General features: G+C 33.5%; 19 protein-coding genes and 3 pseudogenes. 20 read left to right on the plus strand and 2 right to left on the minus strand.

Translation table 11 applies throughout. The features are described 5' to 3' along the window. Positions 1 to 243: 243 nt before the first annotated feature. The 16 genes and pseudogenes from BAU15_RS14315 to BAU15_RS14390 form a co-directional block, all read left to right on the plus strand. Positions 244 to 444: pseudogene (locus BAU15_RS14315) on the plus strand (family 1 glycosylhydrolase); the annotation flags it as partial. A 418-nt stretch (positions 445 to 862) separates the two neighbouring features. Then, complete coding sequence (locus BAU15_RS14320; protein WP_029486043.1) at positions 863 to 2,203, plus strand: peptidoglycan DD-metalloendopeptidase family protein; 1,341 nt, start codon at positions 863 to 865, stop codon at positions 2,201 to 2,203. A 383-nt stretch (positions 2,204 to 2,586) separates the two neighbouring features. Beyond that, positions 2,587 to 2,922 carry a hypothetical protein gene (locus BAU15_RS14325; protein WP_161843425.1) on the plus strand — a complete coding sequence of 112 codons (336 nt, stop codon included), beginning with the start codon at positions 2,587 to 2,589 and terminating at the stop codon, positions 2,920 to 2,922. A gap of 29 nt (positions 2,923 to 2,951) precedes the next feature. Continuing rightward, on the plus strand, positions 2,952 to 4,919 hold the full coding sequence (locus BAU15_RS14330; protein ID WP_131732209.1) for a heavy metal translocating P-type ATPase: 1,968 nt from the start codon (positions 2,952 to 2,954) through the stop codon (positions 4,917 to 4,919). A gap of 23 nt (positions 4,920 to 4,942) precedes the next feature. After that, entirely contained in the window at positions 4,943 to 5,278 is a 336-nt protein-coding gene (locus BAU15_RS14335) for an ArsR/SmtB family transcription factor (protein ID WP_131732208.1), read from the plus strand. Positions 5,279 to 5,484: 206 nt separating this feature from the next. After that, entirely contained in the window at positions 5,485 to 5,709 is a 225-nt protein-coding gene (locus BAU15_RS14340; protein WP_029486039.1) for a hypothetical protein, read from the plus strand. Between the two features lie 23 nt (positions 5,710 to 5,732). Next, positions 5,733 to 6,197 carry a signal peptidase II gene (gene lspA, locus BAU15_RS14345; RefSeq protein WP_034706604.1) on the plus strand — a complete coding sequence of 155 codons (465 nt, stop codon included), beginning with the start codon at positions 5,733 to 5,735 and terminating at the stop codon, positions 6,195 to 6,197. A gap of 244 nt (positions 6,198 to 6,441) precedes the next feature. After that, positions 6,442 to 7,041: a tyrosine-type recombinase/integrase gene (locus tag BAU15_RS14350; RefSeq protein WP_010821312.1), complete on the plus strand. Its 600-nt coding sequence runs from the start codon at positions 6,442 to 6,444 to the stop codon at positions 7,039 to 7,041. Positions 7,042 to 7,092: 51 nt separating this feature from the next. Continuing rightward, positions 7,093 to 7,809, plus strand: a complete 717-nt coding sequence (locus tag BAU15_RS14355; RefSeq protein ID WP_161843426.1) for a hypothetical protein — start codon at positions 7,093 to 7,095, stop codon at positions 7,807 to 7,809. Between the two features lie 13 nt (positions 7,810 to 7,822). After that, complete coding sequence (locus tag BAU15_RS14360) at positions 7,823 to 8,602, plus strand: abortive infection family protein (RefSeq protein WP_161843427.1); 780 nt, start codon at positions 7,823 to 7,825, stop codon at positions 8,600 to 8,602. An 81-nt stretch (positions 8,603 to 8,683) separates the two neighbouring features. Next, positions 8,684 to 9,040 (plus strand): type II toxin-antitoxin system RelE/ParE family toxin, encoded by a 357-nt coding sequence (locus tag BAU15_RS14365; protein WP_002339788.1) that lies wholly within the window; start codon positions 8,684 to 8,686, stop codon positions 9,038 to 9,040. Continuing rightward, positions 9,030 to 9,296 (plus strand): helix-turn-helix domain-containing protein, encoded by a 267-nt coding sequence (locus BAU15_RS14370; protein ID WP_161843428.1) that lies wholly within the window; start codon positions 9,030 to 9,032, stop codon positions 9,294 to 9,296. The genes BAU15_RS14365 and BAU15_RS14370 overlap by 11 nt, the downstream gene beginning before the upstream one ends. Before the next feature lie 131 nt (positions 9,297 to 9,427). Further along, a complete protein-coding gene (locus BAU15_RS14375) occupies positions 9,428 to 10,420 on the plus strand; it encodes a nucleotidyltransferase family protein (protein WP_114526107.1) in 993 nt (330 codons plus the stop codon). A 4-nt stretch (positions 10,421 to 10,424) separates the two neighbouring features. After that, positions 10,425 to 11,648, plus strand: coding sequence for a ThiF family adenylyltransferase (locus BAU15_RS14380; protein ID WP_161843429.1), 1,224 nt, complete (start codon positions 10,425 to 10,427; stop codon positions 11,646 to 11,648). Beyond that, positions 11,626 to 12,036 carry an MPN domain-containing protein gene (locus BAU15_RS14385; RefSeq protein WP_161843430.1) on the plus strand — a complete coding sequence of 137 codons (411 nt, stop codon included), beginning with the start codon at positions 11,626 to 11,628 and terminating at the stop codon, positions 12,034 to 12,036. Before BAU15_RS14380 ends, BAU15_RS14385 begins: the two co-directional genes overlap by 23 nt. Continuing rightward, the gene (locus BAU15_RS14390; protein WP_237580206.1) at positions 12,033 to 12,896 is read left to right on the plus strand and encodes a hypothetical protein; all 864 of its coding nucleotides are present in this window, start codon (positions 12,033 to 12,035) and stop codon (positions 12,894 to 12,896) included. Before BAU15_RS14385 ends, BAU15_RS14390 begins: the two co-directional genes overlap by 4 nt. A gap of 72 nt (positions 12,897 to 12,968) precedes the next feature. Here the strand turns inward: BAU15_RS14390 and BAU15_RS14395 are convergent. Next, positions 12,969 to 13,187, minus strand: a pseudogene (locus BAU15_RS14395) (LexA family protein); the annotation flags it as partial. Between BAU15_RS14395 and BAU15_RS14400 the strand changes: the two are divergent. Together BAU15_RS14400 and clpL are read left to right on the plus strand one after the other, a co-directional pair. Further along, on the plus strand, positions 13,150 to 13,386 hold the full coding sequence (locus tag BAU15_RS14400) for a helix-turn-helix transcriptional regulator (protein WP_003728509.1): 237 nt from the start codon (positions 13,150 to 13,152) through the stop codon (positions 13,384 to 13,386). The pseudogene BAU15_RS14395 and the gene BAU15_RS14400 sit on opposite strands and share 38 nt — an antisense overlap. A gap of 428 nt (positions 13,387 to 13,814) precedes the next feature. Then, positions 13,815 to 15,437: pseudogene (gene clpL, locus BAU15_RS14405) on the plus strand (ATP-dependent protease ClpL); the annotation flags it as partial. Between the two features lie 55 nt (positions 15,438 to 15,492). On the opposite strand, the gene BAU15_RS14410 reads toward clpL, so the two are convergent. Then, positions 15,493 to 16,174 (minus strand): IS6 family transposase gene (locus BAU15_RS14410; RefSeq protein ID WP_161843431.1). Its coding sequence is split into 2 segments (ribosomal slippage): positions 15,493 to 15,807 and positions 15,809 to 16,174, totalling 681 coding nucleotides; the frame shifts between segments, so codons are not numbered across the junction. Between the two features lie 159 nt (positions 16,175 to 16,333). On the opposite strand from BAU15_RS14410, the gene BAU15_RS14415 reads away from it, so the two are divergent. Continuing rightward, positions 16,334 to 16,570 (plus strand): AbrB/MazE/SpoVT family DNA-binding domain-containing protein, encoded by a 237-nt coding sequence (locus BAU15_RS14415; RefSeq protein WP_007209266.1) that lies wholly within the window; start codon positions 16,334 to 16,336, stop codon positions 16,568 to 16,570. Further along, positions 16,567 to 16,980: a type II toxin-antitoxin system death-on-curing family toxin gene (locus BAU15_RS14420; RefSeq protein ID WP_007209265.1), complete on the plus strand. Its 414-nt coding sequence runs from the start codon at positions 16,567 to 16,569 to the stop codon at positions 16,978 to 16,980. Before BAU15_RS14415 ends, BAU15_RS14420 begins: the two co-directional genes overlap by 4 nt. Positions 16,981 to 17,091 lie beyond the last annotated feature (111 nt).

The raw sequence follows: 17,091 nt of genomic DNA on the forward strand, positions 1-17,091 counted from the left end.
CTTGGCTACGAGACACCGGTTGGTTACCGTAACCAGAGATTGGCGCAGCGAATCCTTGATAATGAGCTCGGATGTGCTAACGCTAGCGAGGCAGTCTAACTTTAACTGTTAGCTCCTGCCGAAGATCGTCACATCCGAGGAGGCTCATTGTCAAGGACAATCGGAATAGCATACGGAAAGAAGTTCTGCACCTTATAAAATTTGTCAAAAAAACTGTTGCCATTCCAAATGAAGCAAGCAATATATGAGGGTGTCGAAATCTGGGGCTACATGGTTTGGAGCCCTATAGATATTGTCAGTTCAAGCACAGGGGAAATGAAAAAGAGATATGGATTGATTTATGTCAATAGAAATGACAACCAGAGCGGAAACTTTGAAAGATACAAGAAGAAATCCTTTTATTGGTACAAAGGGGTTATTGCTTCCAATGGGAATGATTTGTAGGAAGTCACTGCTTACTCATGAACTGTAAATGTACTTGATTTTTAGATTTAAAAGTCTCTGATATTTCAATTTAAGAAATATATTACTAAGATGAGAATTACAAGGAGAATTAATTGAGGATAAACTTATTTTAATTAATTGACTAAAGTCCTTTAATCCCCCCATTTATGTAAAGCTGAGATAGGATAAGAAAAGCTTAACAAGGAGTTGTATATCTTTTTTAATGCTACAAGGTGTAATCAGATATTGTTGAGTATCCATCGGATTACTATCAAAATCGGTTACTTGTATTTCAAAAATATGACAAAATATTTCTATTTGTTTCTATTTGTTTTAAATTCTATTATTTCGAGTATTGTTTATTCTATTTGCTATGCTTTATATAAATAATATTTATCAAAAGTATAGGAGAATTTTTGTGAAAAAAAATATTTTTATTTCCAGTATTTTGATGTTGTTTTCTATGTCGGTGGTTTCTGCATATGCGGAGGATATAGATAATGAGATTGGTAAACAGGAACAGAAAATTGACGTGATAAAGAAAGAAACAAAGACCATAGAGGAGCAAAAGTTAGATACTGATAATTCAATTAAGAAAATTGATGCCGAGATTAAAGAAATACTTGAAAATAAATCAGTTACGGAAAAAAAAGCAAATGAAATTTCTAAAGAAATAACGGAGCTGACAATAAAGATTAACAAAAGAAAAGAATTGCTAAGAAATCAAGCTAGAGATATTCAAACTTCTGATTCATCTAATAGTTTAATAGAGACATTACTTAGCTCAGAATCTATTAGTGATGCAATAAATAAAGCCGTTGCCTCTATTACGATTATGAACGCGAGTAACGGTGTAGTAGAACAGCAGCAGATGGATATAAAAAAGAGTGTTGCACTTGAAAAAGAATTAGAAAAAAAACTAACTGACATTGAAGATCAGTCTGCTGAATTAGATAAGAAACAAAGAAACTTAGTTGATATCAAATTGGGACAAGAATTAGAGTTAGCTGAATTATCCCTATCTTTAAATACTGAAGAAGAAAAGAAACAGAAACTCATTGAGGAAAGAGATGAGGCAGAAAAGAAAAAGAAATTAGCTTTAGAGGCTTTGGAAAAGCAACGAAAAATTGAAGAAGACGCTAAGAGAATGGCTGATTTGGAAGTATCTAAGAAACGAGAGACAATTATTGATAATTCAGCAGAGAATGCGGAATTGGTTGATGAAAAAGCTACAAAAGAAAATCCAAGCGAGACAAGTAAATCTGAAGAAAATGTTGTATCGAATGAAGAAAAAAGCAACGTAGATTTATCTTCCAAAGAAAAAGATGTTCTATCAACCGAGGAGTCTAGTTCGTCAAATACTGGTTGGAGTAGGCCTCTAGATTCTATTAATATTTCAAGCCGATTTGGGTTTCGCTCAGATCCCACAGGATATTCTGGAAATCAACATGATGGTTTAGATTTTACCGGATCTACTGGAACTCCAATTTTTTCAATTAATTCCGGAGAAGTTGTTGCAGCAGGTTATGGACCGTCTACTGGAAATCATGTGATTATAAAACACTCTAACGGTATGTATAGTTATTATATGCATATGAGTACCCCACCGGCGGTATCAGTAGGCCAGTCAGTCTCTTCAAGAGAATACTTAGGAGGGATGGGAACGACGGGTAATTCTACTGGAGTTCATCTGCACTTGGGCATGTCTACTGGATTGTGGTCCGGTTTTGTGGACCCAGCGACTTATATAGGCTTATAGAATTTCATGTTTTTTATTTTAGAGAAATCTAGTGTTTAAGGCAGTATGCTTTATTACGCTAGATTTTTTACTGGATTTATACACTTTTTTTAAATTATTCGAAGTAATAGAATTATCTTTTAATACTTTAAAGACAAGTATAAAGAATATAAATTAGGTAATTATTTCAATATTTTTCAAAACACTTTAATCTCATTTATAGAATATGTTTTAGATATCGACGTAAATTTAGGTGGAAATCGATGGTATATATTCAAAAGCAATCGATCGAAGCTGATTGCACAGAAGAAAAACCGTAATTTTTTTAAAATACATATGAATGATTTGACATATGTTTGATTAATCATTTATAATATTCTTATATTAACTAAAGGATGAGTAAGATGTCAAAAGAAAGAAAAAAAGAAATACGGAGAAAATTGATTAAGGTTTTAAATGAAAATCCTAACTGGTTAGATAGTGATCATACAGAACTAAAAAAAGAAATTCAGTTGTTGGGACAGTTTCTAGGATATAACTCCAAAAACAAAAAAATTGGAGACTTAACTTTAGAGAAATATTTAAAATTACTTAGCTTAGGTTTCAATAACCAAGAAATAAAAGGAATCTATCAGTTATCTGAGGGGAGCTTTAAGGAGTGGCTGAAAGAGCATGATTTTTATCGGCGAAATGTAGATGAGATTTTGAATGAAAACAAAGAATTCAAAAACTATGATTAATCATAAACAATATTTAGGAGGTAACGTAAATGGACAAAGAAGAAATCAACAACAAAAATCATTCTCTTAAAAACAAGACTAGTAACCATGGAGGCACTGAGCATAAACATAATGAAGAACACGATCATAGCCATGGGAATATCCCAGTATATTTTTACTTCATAGGGTTAATCACATTTTTAATTGCTCTATTTTTAGGAGAAGATCTACTTATACTTTCTAACATGTTATTTAGTATTACGGTGGTTTCTGCAGGGTACCATGTAATCATAGAGGGCTTTGGAGATACAATAAAAGATAGTTTGAGAACGAAAAAATTCATGCCTAATATTCATTTTTTAATGGTATTAGCAGCAGCTGCCGCAATGATTATTGGTAGTTTTGAGGAAGCCGGTCTATTGATTTTGATTTTTGCCGGAGCACATTTCTTAGAAGATTACGCTGAGGGTAAGAGTAAGAGAGAAATTACGAATCTACTAAAGCTAAATCCCACTGAAGCTAGAAGAATATCAACTGACAACTCTGTTGAAGTCGTGTCAGTTGATCAATTAGTGGTCGGAGATAAAGTGCAAGTTTTAAATGGAGGACAAGTGCCTACAGATGGGAAAATAATCTCTGGAACAACATCAATCGATGAGTCGTCTATAAACGGTGAAAGTATTCCAAAAGAAAAAACAGTGGGTGACGATGTATTCGGAAGTACAATTAATGGTACCGGTTCATTTGTTATGGAAGTTTCAAAAGATAGTAGTGATACTGTATTTGCAAAAATATTAAAACTAGTTGATCAATCGCAGAAAAATTTGAGTAAAACAGCAACAACCATAAAGAGGTTAGAGCCCAAGTATGTGACCTTAGTATTGATGATTTTCCCATTTATATTGGTCTTGGGTCCAACATTTTTTGGATGGAGCTGGAATGTAACGTTATATCGAAGTATTGTATTTTTAATTTCATCTTCACCTTGCGCATTAGCAGCTAGTGCGGTACCCGCTACTTTATCAGCGATTTCTAATTTAGCTAGGAGAGGTGTACTATTTAAAGGAGGATCATTTTTATCTAATTTAGGGGAACTTAAAGCTATTTCTTTTGACAAAACAGGGACATTGACGAAAGGTAAACCCGTTGTTACAAATCAATATTTCATTGATGGGATCGACGAAGATGAGGTTATCGGCGTTATTGTATCAATGGAAAAAGAAGCAAATCATCCTTTAGCGACTGCTATAGTTAGTAACTTTCCACATACGGAGACAAAAACTCTATCAGTAGAAAATGAGGTTGGCAGAGGATTAGTATCAACTTTCAATGATAATGAATATAGAATTTCTAAACCTTCGGAATTTAACAGTTATGATAAAAGCATAAAAGAAAAAGTTAATGAGTATTCAAAAGAGGGAAAGACTGTTGTTTTAATAGCAATTAATAAGGAAGTTATAGGCTTAATTGCATTAATGGATGTCCCTAACTCGAATGCAAAAGATGCAATAGAATACTTCAATGATCAAGGTGTTCACACTACTTTAATTACAGGGGATGCTAAACTTACGGGTGAATCGATTGGCAATGAGCTAAAGATTGGTCAAGTAATTGCTAATGTTTTACCGGAAGATAAGGCGAAAATTGTTAAACAGCAACAGGATTCATATGGACTAACTGCAATGGTAGGTGACGGAGTCAATGATGCGCCAGCTTTAGTTAATGCGGATGTAGGAATTGCTATGGGCGATGGAACAGACGTCGCTATTGATGTGGCAGACGTAGTTTTAATGAAGAACGACATATCGAATTTAGTGTATGCTCATAAAGTATCTAAACGATTAAATAAAATTGTCTGGCAGAATATTATCTTTTCAATGTTTATTGTATTGCTATTAATATCATTAAACTTTGTAGGTAAAATGACTATAGGAATAGGAGTCTTAGCTCACGAGGGAAGTACTGTGTTGGTTATTTTTAACGGATTGAGATTATTAATTCCTCAAAAAGAAATGTAATAATTATAGGACGGAGATTCTAAATGAAGAATAAGGATTTAGAAAGATCAGTTGAGGGAGTCCAGCAAATTGTAAAAGTACTCAATGATCGAACCAGACTAAAAATATTATTTTTTTTATCGAAACAGGAAAGAAATGTTTCTGAATTACAGTTATTGGTCCAAAGGTCACATACAGCAACATCGCATCATCTGTCTAAGTTAAAAAAAAACAGGATGGTTTCAGCAGAGCGTAAAGGAAAATATATGTACTACTCTTTGAAAGATGAGCACATAAAAACTATTTTAAAAGTTCTGTTTGAACACACTATGGAAGAGGGTGAATTTTGTGGGACACCATCACAAAAAAGATTATTATAGAGATAACCACCATAAAAGTAACGCTTACAAAAAAGAACATCATGGTAATCATGGTTCTTATAGAAGTAACAGAGGCTGCTTAGGCTGTTTAACTCAAATATTCCTAGTTTTAATTATAGTATCATTTATCTTTATCAGTGTTAATTTGTGATTATTAGCTGATGTGTTAAGTAATTGAGGTAAATATTTTGATACGGAGGAACTCAATGAATAGAGAAGAAATTTTACAAACAATCAAAGATCTAATAGCTAATGGCAATATTGAAGAAGCAAATGCTCTTTTGAATGAACAAGCTACATTCTTAGCAGATTATTATGATCAGGCAGCTGGATTATTTGAAAATTTAGATACTGTGCAAATACCTTTTTTTAATAACAAGGAAACTATATTGTTGTTATGGGAAAAACTTTCAAATTTATTCAATAAATAAATATTTAGATGATGAGGGCTTTCATGTTATTTGTAAGTGTAATATCAATATTCGTTCTTCTAAGTGTAGATCAGATTGCTAAATTATTGACAGTTAATATTTTTGCATTATATGAAGAAAGAGTCATCATTCCCGATATTTTTTCACTGACCTATATTCAAAATAGTGGGGCAGCTTGGGGGATTTTGAGTAATAATACAAACTTATTGATTGTTATATCGGTGCCCATAATCGCTATGTTGGGTTGGCTAATGTTAAAAAGTAAAAAAAAGATTCTGACGAGTGGCCTGAATTTTATTATTGCAGGTGCATTGGGAAACTTAGTAGATCGAATAAGGATTGGATATGTAGTTGATATGCTACGTCTTGATTTTCTAAATTTCCCTGTATTTAATATTGCAGATGTAATGTTGACGTTTGGTGTGCTTTTGGTGATCACTGATTATCTATCAGATAAAATATCAAATGTAGAGAATAAAAATCATTAATTTTAATGGGCTTATGCAAGACATTCTGAGAAAAGTGCTATTAAAAAGTATCTGCTTAAATATATTCCATAAATTTTACTGATGTGACACAATCGGATTCTGTCACATTCGTTAAAACCGCTCCATCCTTAGAGGCTCTAAGAGGAAATCACTTTTCTTTTAGGGCCTTTTTTCTATAGCTTGTTTAAATGTGACTTATTATCTGTTATAATCATATTAAGTAACATTTGAGAGGGGACTAAAAATGAAGAGCGTGGAACCGATTCGCGATAAAAAAAAGATCGATGCTATGAAGGCAATTTTAGCTTCCGGAAAATATGGGCAACGAAATTTGGTGCTTTTTTCGATCGGAATCAATACGGCGTATCGAATCTCCGATTTAAGACAGTTAAAATTAAGTGACGTGTTAGAAATTTCCCGTGGTCGGGTGATTGTCAAAGAACGTCTGGCCATGAAGGAACAAAAAACAGCTAAACACAATTCGGTCTTCATTTCGAACAAATTACGAAAAGTGATTCTTGATTATGTTCAATCCGAATTTCCTGAGCAGCTGCAAGTACAAGACTTCAGCAAGTATTTGTTTCCAAGTCGAAAGGGAGCAGATACGCCTTTGACCCGACAAAGCCTTTGGCGGATCATTCATGAAGCAGGAACGGCGGTTGGATTGAAAGAAATTGGTCCCCATTCGATGCGTAAGACCTTTGGCTATTTTTTGTACAAGCAAGGAACCAAAACAGAGATCATTCAGTCGCTGCTCAACCATTCTTCACAACGGGAGACCTTACGCTATATTGGGATCACCCAGGAAGACAAAGATACCGCAGTAAAGAGTTTGGATTTATGACAGAATAACGCCCTATATAATAATAGAAGGAAAAATTCAAGAGGTGAGAAAATGAGCGAAGAAAAGCGGCCTAACTTTCCTGATAAATACCACTTATCTCGCAAAGAGTCTGTGTATTTATTGAAGAAAAATATTGTGGAACTGGTGTACAATGCGGGGAAATTTGAAGGGTTAAATACAACGTTGCTACAAACAGAAGAGATTATTAAGTATAATCGAGCCAATAACGTGGCTGTAGATGATGTCCTGACCATCGTTAACTTAAAAAGAGGCTTTGAACTGCTTTTAAACGACGTACAGGAGCCCCTGATAGAGACAAGTAAGCGGATTAATCGGATCGTTGCAGCAGAGGATGCGCTTTTTCCCGTTGAAATACGAACTGGTGGGGTAGAAGTATCGACGATTCAAGGAAGATATGTGCCGCCAATGTTGACTGAAGATGAGGTGGAAGATCAATATGATAAGATACTGAATCAAGAGATATCAGAGACGGAAAAAGCCCTGCGGCTGTTTCTATTTATTTCGAAAAATCAAATATTCTGGAATGGTAATGTGGGTACAGCCTTGTTGATTGCGAACAAGATTATGTTTAGCAACGGTTTAGGATTACTATCAATACCCGAAAATATGTTTATGAAATTTAACGAACTTTTATCAAAGTATTGCAACAATAATCTATTCGTCGATGAGTCAAATATTATATCATTTTTATATGAACAGTGTATCTTTGGTATTAATTATTTGAAAATAATCCAACATACAATTTAAGAGGTATAAGTAAATGATGACTATAGACGAAGCAAAACAATTAGCAACTTATTTTTCAGTTGGTTCAGCGGGATATATTTTAGACTTTACTAATGTAAGATGGAACATATTTACAAAGAAAATCGTAGGGATTGAAATACAAAATCATTATGGAGGCTCAAAGGGAGTATCCTTTCAAAAGTTTCTGCTTGACGATCAATTTGAGGATTCGTTAAAGAATAGGTTAATCCAATCTTTAAAAGGTATTATGGATCAAGATAAAAAATATGAATCTATTGAAATGAATCCCGTAGTTCAGTTACTTTTTGAGGAAGTATTTAAAGAAGATAATTCAACTGCATTAAGAAAAATGAAATTTTCAAGCGAGATTGATTTACTTTATATTCGGCAGCTACCAATTAGAATTCAAACAGATATTAAAAACAAGGATTTTGACTCTGTGTTGACAAAAGCAAATACTTTAATAGATGAAGTTCTAAAATTTATTATTGAAAATACCGAAGGACCGAGTGTTAATATTAATTTATTTAAGTCAAAAGAATTAAGAAAAGAAGCATTTGGCCGCCTCAATATTAAAACTGAAAAAGATATGGATAATAGGATCAAAGCCCTTGTTGGAGCACTCAATACATTATCAGATAAAATACTCGAAATGAGAAATAGCCAAGGAGATGCTCATGCGCATGGCTCAAATAGAATAGTAATTAAGGAAGAAGAAGCAATTCTTGTTGCAAATTCTTCTATGGTTTTGTGCGAGTATTTGTTTACTAAGTATAAAGGATTAAATAGATAATAAAATGCATATTTATAGTATACAATTCTAATTTTTATGTTATATGCTGCAATTTAAAATCAGTATATGATATAATTGGGTATGGAAAAAATATCTTTTGAAACATTTAAAAGACCTAATGGTCATGATGAATTTTTAGAATGGTTGGAAACATTACCAAAAAAAGATAGTGCGAAGCTTTTACGTACAATTGAAGAAACAGAAAAGAATGGGATGCTAGTAGCTCAACGTTTGAAATGGGTGAAAAAATTAGACACTAATTTGTACGAATTAAGAAGTAAGGTAGGATCAAATATCCAAAGAGCCATCTATTTCCATGTGGACAATGGAAGGTATGTCATTACCCATGGATTTACTAAAAAAACGGAGAAAACACCAATAACTGAACTCAAGCATGCAAAAGAACTTAGAGAGGAGTGGTTCACAAATGATGATTAAAAACTTGATTGAAGAAAAGAAAAAAGATAAAGATTTTGCAGAAGCATATGACCGTGAAGGAAGAAAACTCGAAACTGCAGTTGCTCTTTATCATGCTCGGGAGGAAGCAGGACTAACTCAAGCGGAGCTTGCACAAAAAGCACATACAACTCAATCTACTATTGCTAGAATTGAGAGAGGGGATAACGTATCCTTCGATAAACTTGATGATATTGCGAGGGCTTTAGGTAAAAAATTAGTAGTAGAATTTGCTTAGATATGCCTGAGATACATGGTGAAAAGGAGACTCAAGACTGTTTATTTGGTTCATTGAGTCTCCTTTTTTTATCAATAAACAATTAAAAATAGGTATTTTTTGAGTTTTAAAGATCATGAGGAGGTATTGAGATGAAATTAACTGAAATCGTTGAAGAAATAGCCATAGGTTACATGCAAAACGATCCAAAGAGCAAGAAGCTTGCAAAACACGTAGACGAGGTAAAGGAAATTCTTAATCGAAAGGGTGTCATATCTGAAGGAAGATCTTTCAATTTCCAAAATTTTCCTCAAGATGATTTACGCTCTGAAAGTAAATCTATCTTGAATCAAGGGTCAGTAATATTCTATCAAGGAAGTTACGCGATACATACTGCCATTATGTTTGGCGACTACTTTGTAGATGCTGATGTTGCGTTTTATATTGATGAATTTATTGATTTAGGAATAAGAGAACGTATATTCGAAGCGTTGAAGTATTCCTTTGATGGGAAATATGTTGTCGAATTAAAAAAGCCTTGTATAACGATTGATTTTGGTGATCAATATATGGTGGACATTGCGATATATAGTAAAAGTAGTGATGGTAAAAGCATGAGATATCATAATTGTATCGGTGGAACTGAGACCACTACCGCTGCAGTACCAAAGCGGATTGTATCTGAATTTTCAAATTATCTCAGCAACAACGAACTTAAACGTCCGGTAGTACGGCTGATGAAATATTTTACAAAAAATGCTAGTAATTACCTTCGCATTGAAGATAACGATAAGATTCCCAGTATTTCTTTTATACTTTTAGCCTATTTAGAGTATAGACCTACTGATATCAAATACAATGAGGATAGTGTTAAAAGAGAATTGATAGCATTTGCAAAATGTTTTAAAGAATATGTTGTTAGTCACAAAGAACTTAAAGAAGAACATTTGATGATAACAAATACTTTTTATAAAGTATCAAATTTTGATAAAGTTCTTCAAGTCATTAACGAGGTTCTTCAACAGGTTCAGTCTGAAAATTATGCTTCATTAATGACTTCAAATCATGTGGAAGCAGTTGAGAAGCGTCGTGAAAATAGTGAGTCTTCAAGAAATACTGCTCCCTTGATGGGAACTATGGGGTAATTGGATGGATATAGAATCTATTTTGCGGAAACTCAATATTCAGTATGTAAATAATGGGACACATTTACTTTTTAATTATTTAGAAGTTAGTATGTCTATTTCTATAGATACTACGAATGTTTATATTTCTCCAGATTTTTTTGGGGAAGTTCCTCATGTAATGCAATCTGGAGCTATATGCATATCTGGTACTAAAGAGATAAGATTTCATGAGGATGAAGAATTGGCTTTAGAAAAAACAATAACTACTTACGTACCATGGTTATTGGCAATGTCTGATGGTGATAAAACGATTGAATTTTTTAATGAGATTGACTTCTATTTACTAGTTTTATTTGAATCCAGAAGCAAGAAGGTATTAAAACGTCCGGAAAATTTCATTGAAAGGACAATAGCTTCTCCTCGGAATTTATGGGAAACAATAAGTTTAATAGAAGAAAATAATTGGTACAAATTGACGGTATTAAATTATTCCAGCAGATCTATTTGGATAAAGAAATCCGATGATATATTTTTAATTTTTCAAGATGAAGAAGCAAAGAGCAGAATGCGGGTGGTTGCTAATAATTATAACCAGCATGAAAATATGAATGCTTTATTTATAGGGATGGGATCAGTTAATTCTTATATCTTAAAGATGTTAGCATCAAAAGGTCTTAAGAAGATAACTATGGTAGATAATGATGTTGTTGAGATAGGTAATCTATTTAGATATGCTTTTCCTTATATAGGAGTACCAAAAGTAGATGCTGCGGAATCGTTTGTAAATGCAGTAAATAGTGATGCAGTAATAATTAAAATTAATAGTTGGATTGATTCAAAATCTAAAGGTGACTGCTTAACAAATAGAAGTCATATATTTGTATCTGTAGATAATTACTTGTCATGGATTAATATAATTTTATTTTTGTATCATAATGTAAAAGAACCAACAACAATTGTTTTTTCTGGGATTGATGTATTTGGCCGATTTGGAAAGTACATTTGTTTGAAATATGATCCAGGTGCTACGGAAGATAAAATTTCCTTATTAAGCTTTGTTGAAAATTTTTTGGAAGTTATCCCAGAATGTTTTACTGAAAGAAAAATCATGGTTGGAAATGGATGTGGTAAATCATTGGCTGTATATTCGGAGACTGATCTATTGAAAATAGCAAATGAAGTAATTTCAATGGGCTTTTATGGAAAGACGCAGGTGATTAAATTTGAGAATTCGTATTACGAGTGAAACTATTGATCAATTATATGGTTACTTTGACTCGGCTGAAGAAGTTGGTGGTGCCTTGTTTGGAATTAAGAAAAATCAGACAATAGAAATAATAGCGGTTTCTATGAAGTATGGGACGGAAACATCAATCACATTTGATAGAAATGATTTACGGCTATTTTATCCTCCTGATGGCATGGAATTACTTGGGACATGGCATACACATCCATTTCAAATCACCCCAAGCCCGTCATTTGTAGATTATAATCAATGGAGGATATGGGATAATAAATATATCCATCTTATATTAGCTCGTAAAAGCGGAATTTTTTATGGCTATAAAAAATTTAAGTCTACCTATTTTAGGCCTATAAGAAAATTTAACGGTAAAAGGAGGATTAGTGAGTGATAAGAGTTAGATCGATGCTATATGCGTTAATAAAGGTATGGGTACCTTTTTGCTCTGTGACGACTGTGTTTATAATTACTTTATTTTTTCTTGATAATTTTTTGATTACAAATATAATTTTGTTTTTCATGGGGAATGAGAGAAAAGATATCATCATAACATTAGGAGAATATTTAAATACAGGTGTGTCTTTCTTTTTAGGTATTTTTCTTGTTTTACAATTATTGAATTTTTTCAAAAAAAATAATGCTGGGAAAGTATTTAATTCTCACGGAAATATTTATCACGACTACTCCTATGCAACTTTTTTTATAGCTGCAAAAGTATTAGGATACACGAAAGTTCAATTAGCAGGCATACCTATAGGAATGCAATATAAATTAGTATTGAGAGGCACGTTCATAGATGTGGTAGAGGATATGTGGGAAAATCATTATATTCAGGCGGTTTCGGATGAAAATGGAAAGTTGCCATCAAATTTTATTAAAGTAAGAAAAATAAATTTTGATGATCATTACTGTAATAAGATAAATTTGATAATCAATGATACTTGTTTAATTCTACCAAAAACTATAGATAAAAAATATTCTGATAATGCTACAATTTGTGTTGATTCTACTCATACCAGTGGTGGACACAGATACTTAAATAACTATTTAGTTAATAGAATAAGACGTGTTATTCAAAAAGAATTACCTCAGGAAGTAGAAGAAATATATATTTTTTCAACCGCAAATCCTAAAAATAATTTGAATATTATAACTTCTTGTTTCAGAAAGTTCGGAAGATTTCAAAATCAAAAAGTTTATGTAGTACAGTTTGATGGTAAGTATTATAAGAAAGCGACTAGGGTTATTTAGCATATTGAATCCCTACCCGAAAACTGAACACTCAAAAAAAAGAGTGTTGTTAGTTTTCGGGTTATTTTTGTGCAAGTTTTCGTCTATCTCTTCTCTATATTCTTCAATATTTTCTTCAGCTAAAATAGGATCTCCACAAGCAATTTCTCCCAAAACAGGAATCTGTCTATATTTTTCAACAGGTATTAAATTTTTCGATATCTCGCCATACCGCGGATCAATCGTAGACTTCAATACGCCAAAATAATCTGCTATGTCGTTAAAGGCAGCGCGCGTTAATGCTGGATTCACTAGCAAAGAAGCCGCTAAAGCTGCTGATGTGCATTTTCAAACGTTGTCCAAATATGAAAAAGATAGTTCTGATATTCCATTTTCTCTTTTAAATGAGCTGTCTAATCTGTATCGAGTTCCTATTAACAATATTTTTTTGGGCAAAGAGTACGCTTTAATCCGTATCATAAATAATAAAAGAAATGAGGTAATGAATTGAACGAAGTTTCAAAGGTCGTTCTGGCAATCGAAGCCCACGAAAAAGCAAAGTCTTAGTCTGATACGCTTAACACTTCTTTACTATAGATTGCTCTAAGTGTAAACCGTCAGGATTTTTTACTGTCTAAATTTAACTAGCACCACGCGTATGAGTATTAGTCTCTTAAATTAAAATTGGTCTGGAAAGTAACTTGTTAATTCAAGTTCTTTATCAAGGGCTATTAAATAGGGAACCTTGTAGGGAAATCAATTCATTTTATGAAAGTGATTTCTCATTTGTTTAAACAAAATTATCCTAATTATTTCTAATTGATTCTATAGTCACTTTACTTAGCGATACATAAAAATTGTGATACAATTCAGTTGTAGTTTTAAAGGATATTATGGTCACTAAGTTACACATATAAATTTTTATGGAGGTGTTGTAATATGGCAAATTTCTACGGAAATGATCCTTTTTTTAACAATGATATGGATGATGTTTTCAATCAATTATTTCGGCGCATGGATAATCAAAATTCGGAGCGTGCACGGTATTTAGTTAATGGACAATCGTTGACACCAGATGAGTTTGCTCAATACCGAGCAACTGGTAAGCTACCCCAAAATAATAAAACAATAGAAGTATCTAAAGATGGTAAACAGGCTGTTAAAAAAGGAGGGATTTTAGAAAAGTTAGGGACTAATTTGACGGAACAGGCTCGTGATGGCTTACTAGATCCAGTGATTGGACGTGAGAATGAGATTCAAGAAACTGCAGAAATTTTGAGCCGTAGAACGAAAAATAATGCAATCTTAGTTGGTGATGCCGGTGTAGGTAAAACTGCAGTCGTCGAAGGTCTGGCACAAGCAATTGTGGCTGGTAAAGTTCCAGAAACGATTCAAGATAAAGAAATCTATTCGATTGATTTATCGTCTTTGGAAGCGGGAACTCAATATCGCGGTTCTTTTGAAGAAAATATTAAACAGCTGGTAGAGGAAGTTAAAGCAGCTGGTAATATTATTCTATTCTTCGATGAAATTCATCAGATTCTCGGCACGGGTGCCACTGGTGGTGAAGATGGTGGCAAAGGATTGGCTGATATCATTAAACCTGCTTTGTCACGTGGCGAGCTGAGTGTAATCGGGGCTACGACTCAAGATGAATATCGCAATACTATTTTGAAAAATGCGGCTTTGGCACGGCGATTCAATGATGTTGTGATTAATGAACCGACGGCCGCTGACACTTTACGTATATTACAAGGTGTTAAAGAGCTGTACGAAAAACATCATCATGTTGTATTACCAGATGATGTTTTGAAGGCGGCTGTGGATTATTCAATCCAATATATACCACAACGCACTTTGCCAGATAAAGCTATCGATTTGATCGACATGACTGCGGCTCATTTAGCGGCTAAAAATTCGCAAACTGATGTTGAGACATTGGATCAACGCCTTAAAAAATTAGAGGCAGCTAAGGAGGCCGCCATTAAAGCGGAGGACTTTACAAAAGCCGCTGATATCAAGAAGTCGATCGAGGAAACCAAGCAAAAAATTAAAGAAACGGATCAAAAAGAAAAAATTACTGCCACGATTGATGATGTGGCACAATCGGTTGAACGTTTAACTGGTATACCAGTTTCTGATATGGGCGCTAATGATATTGAGCGCTTGAAAAATCTTGATAAGCGTCTGAAAAGTAAGGTAATCGGTCAAGATGAAGCGGTTGAAATGGTAGCAAAAGCAATTCGGCGTAACCGTGCGGGCTTTTCAGAGGGTGATCAGCCGATTGGAAGTTTTCTGTTTGTGGGCCCAACTGGCGTAGGAAAGACTGAATTAGCTAAGCAATTAGCCTTAGATATGTTTGGAAATGAAAATGCGATTATTCGGCTAGATATGAGTGAATATGCTGATCGTACAGCTGTGTCGAAATTAATTGGTACTTCGGCTGGATACGTAGGCTATGAAGATAATGCTAATACTCTAACTGAACGGGTTCGGCGTAATCCATATTCCATTGTATTGTTAGATGAAATTGAAAAGGCTGATCCACAAGTATTAACGGTACGGTTCTGTTGCAAAGTTTTAAATAAAGAATAAAATCCCTTACGGTATCTATGATTTAAGCTGGGATTCCCAATAATACCTTGATTTCAGTACAGACCGAAAACCCGAAGAGAGTGCCTTCTTTTCGGGTTTTCTTATATAATCCTCGGATGGCTTCCATGCCTTTAATCGTGGGTGAGGCAGTGCGTAAACTTCGATAGAATTTATTGCGTCTCTTTACTGGACGATGGTCTTGTTCAATCAAATTATTCAGGTATTTAATGGTACGATGTTCTGTCCCTTGATAAAAGCCGTATTCTTTTAGTTTCTTAAAGGCACTTGTAATAGAGGGGGCTTTATCTGTGACTAGAACCTTTTGTTCACCGAACTGTCTTCTGTAATCTCTTGAGAAATGAGTACGCTGCTTGTGTGTCCCGTTTTTTACGTAACCAAATATCCAAGGTTAAACCATCTGCATCGATGGCTCGATACAAATAATGCCATTTTCCTTTAATTTTGATGTACGTTTCATCCATTTTCCATGAATAAAAGGATTTTTTATTTTTCTCTTTCCAAATTTGATAGAGTAGTTTGCCATATTCTTGCACCCAACGATAAATCGTCGTATGAGAAACGTTAATGCCACGATCATATAAGATTTCTTGAACTTCACGATAGCTAAGGTTATAACGAAGATAGTAGCCCACGGCTACAATAATCACATCCTGCTGAAATTGCTTTCCTTTAAAATGATTCATCGTCATTCCTCCTGCTATCTTTTTCTAATATTCTACCTTATTTGATAGTAGATTTAAAACTTTGCAACAGAACCTTTAGCATGTTTGAACCTAAGATTAAAATAAAAGTATTTGAGCAATAGGTATATACGGTGTATACTTAATATAGGAGTTGATTTTATGAATATTAAAAAACGAAAAATCAGAGAAGTAGGTAACTCAATAGTTGTAACTTTGTCAAAAGAAAGTGTTTTGCAAAAAGGTTTGAAACCTGGAGATACTATTTTTATTGATGAAGATAAAATGATGGATGCAATTGTGAAGGAAGAAAGTAATTTAGATCTTGAAATTGATATGTATGTGAATCAAGCTCTATCAGAATATGATGAAGCATTCAAGGAATTAGTTGATCGATGATTTATCTTAGCGAAAAAGATATTGTAAAATTGAATGTTATTCAAATAAAAAGATATTCACCAAGGGAAACAATTGGTGTCATTGATAAAAATGCTTTGAGTATGGCTGTAAATCAACCTAGACAGCATATTTTTGGAAAAGACCTGTATCCTGATGAGTTCAGCAAAGCGGCAGTTCTATTAATAAATCTGATCAAAAAGCATCCATTTAATAATGGTAACAAACGTACAGCATTTTTAGCTGCATATGTTTTTCTCAAGATAAACGGTTTCTCACTGACAATGGAAAATCAGGAAGTTGTAGAATTTGTAGTTAATATTGCTACGTATCAGGGTGAGTTTGATGACTTAAAAGAGACCACAACTGACATACTAAAAAATAATTCCACAAAGATTGATACAAAAAAATAGAAGCAAACTAGTGATTCAGTTTAATCTGGTGATCTAGTTTACTTCTATTTTTAGTTTACATAAGATATATTATACAAAGTTAAAGGCGTTTGGCGAATGTTAGGATTAAGC

This window comes from Candidatus Enterococcus huntleyi (assembly GCF_009933175.1).
Lineage (GTDB): Bacteria > Bacillota > Bacilli > Lactobacillales > Enterococcaceae > Enterococcus_K > Enterococcus_K huntleyi.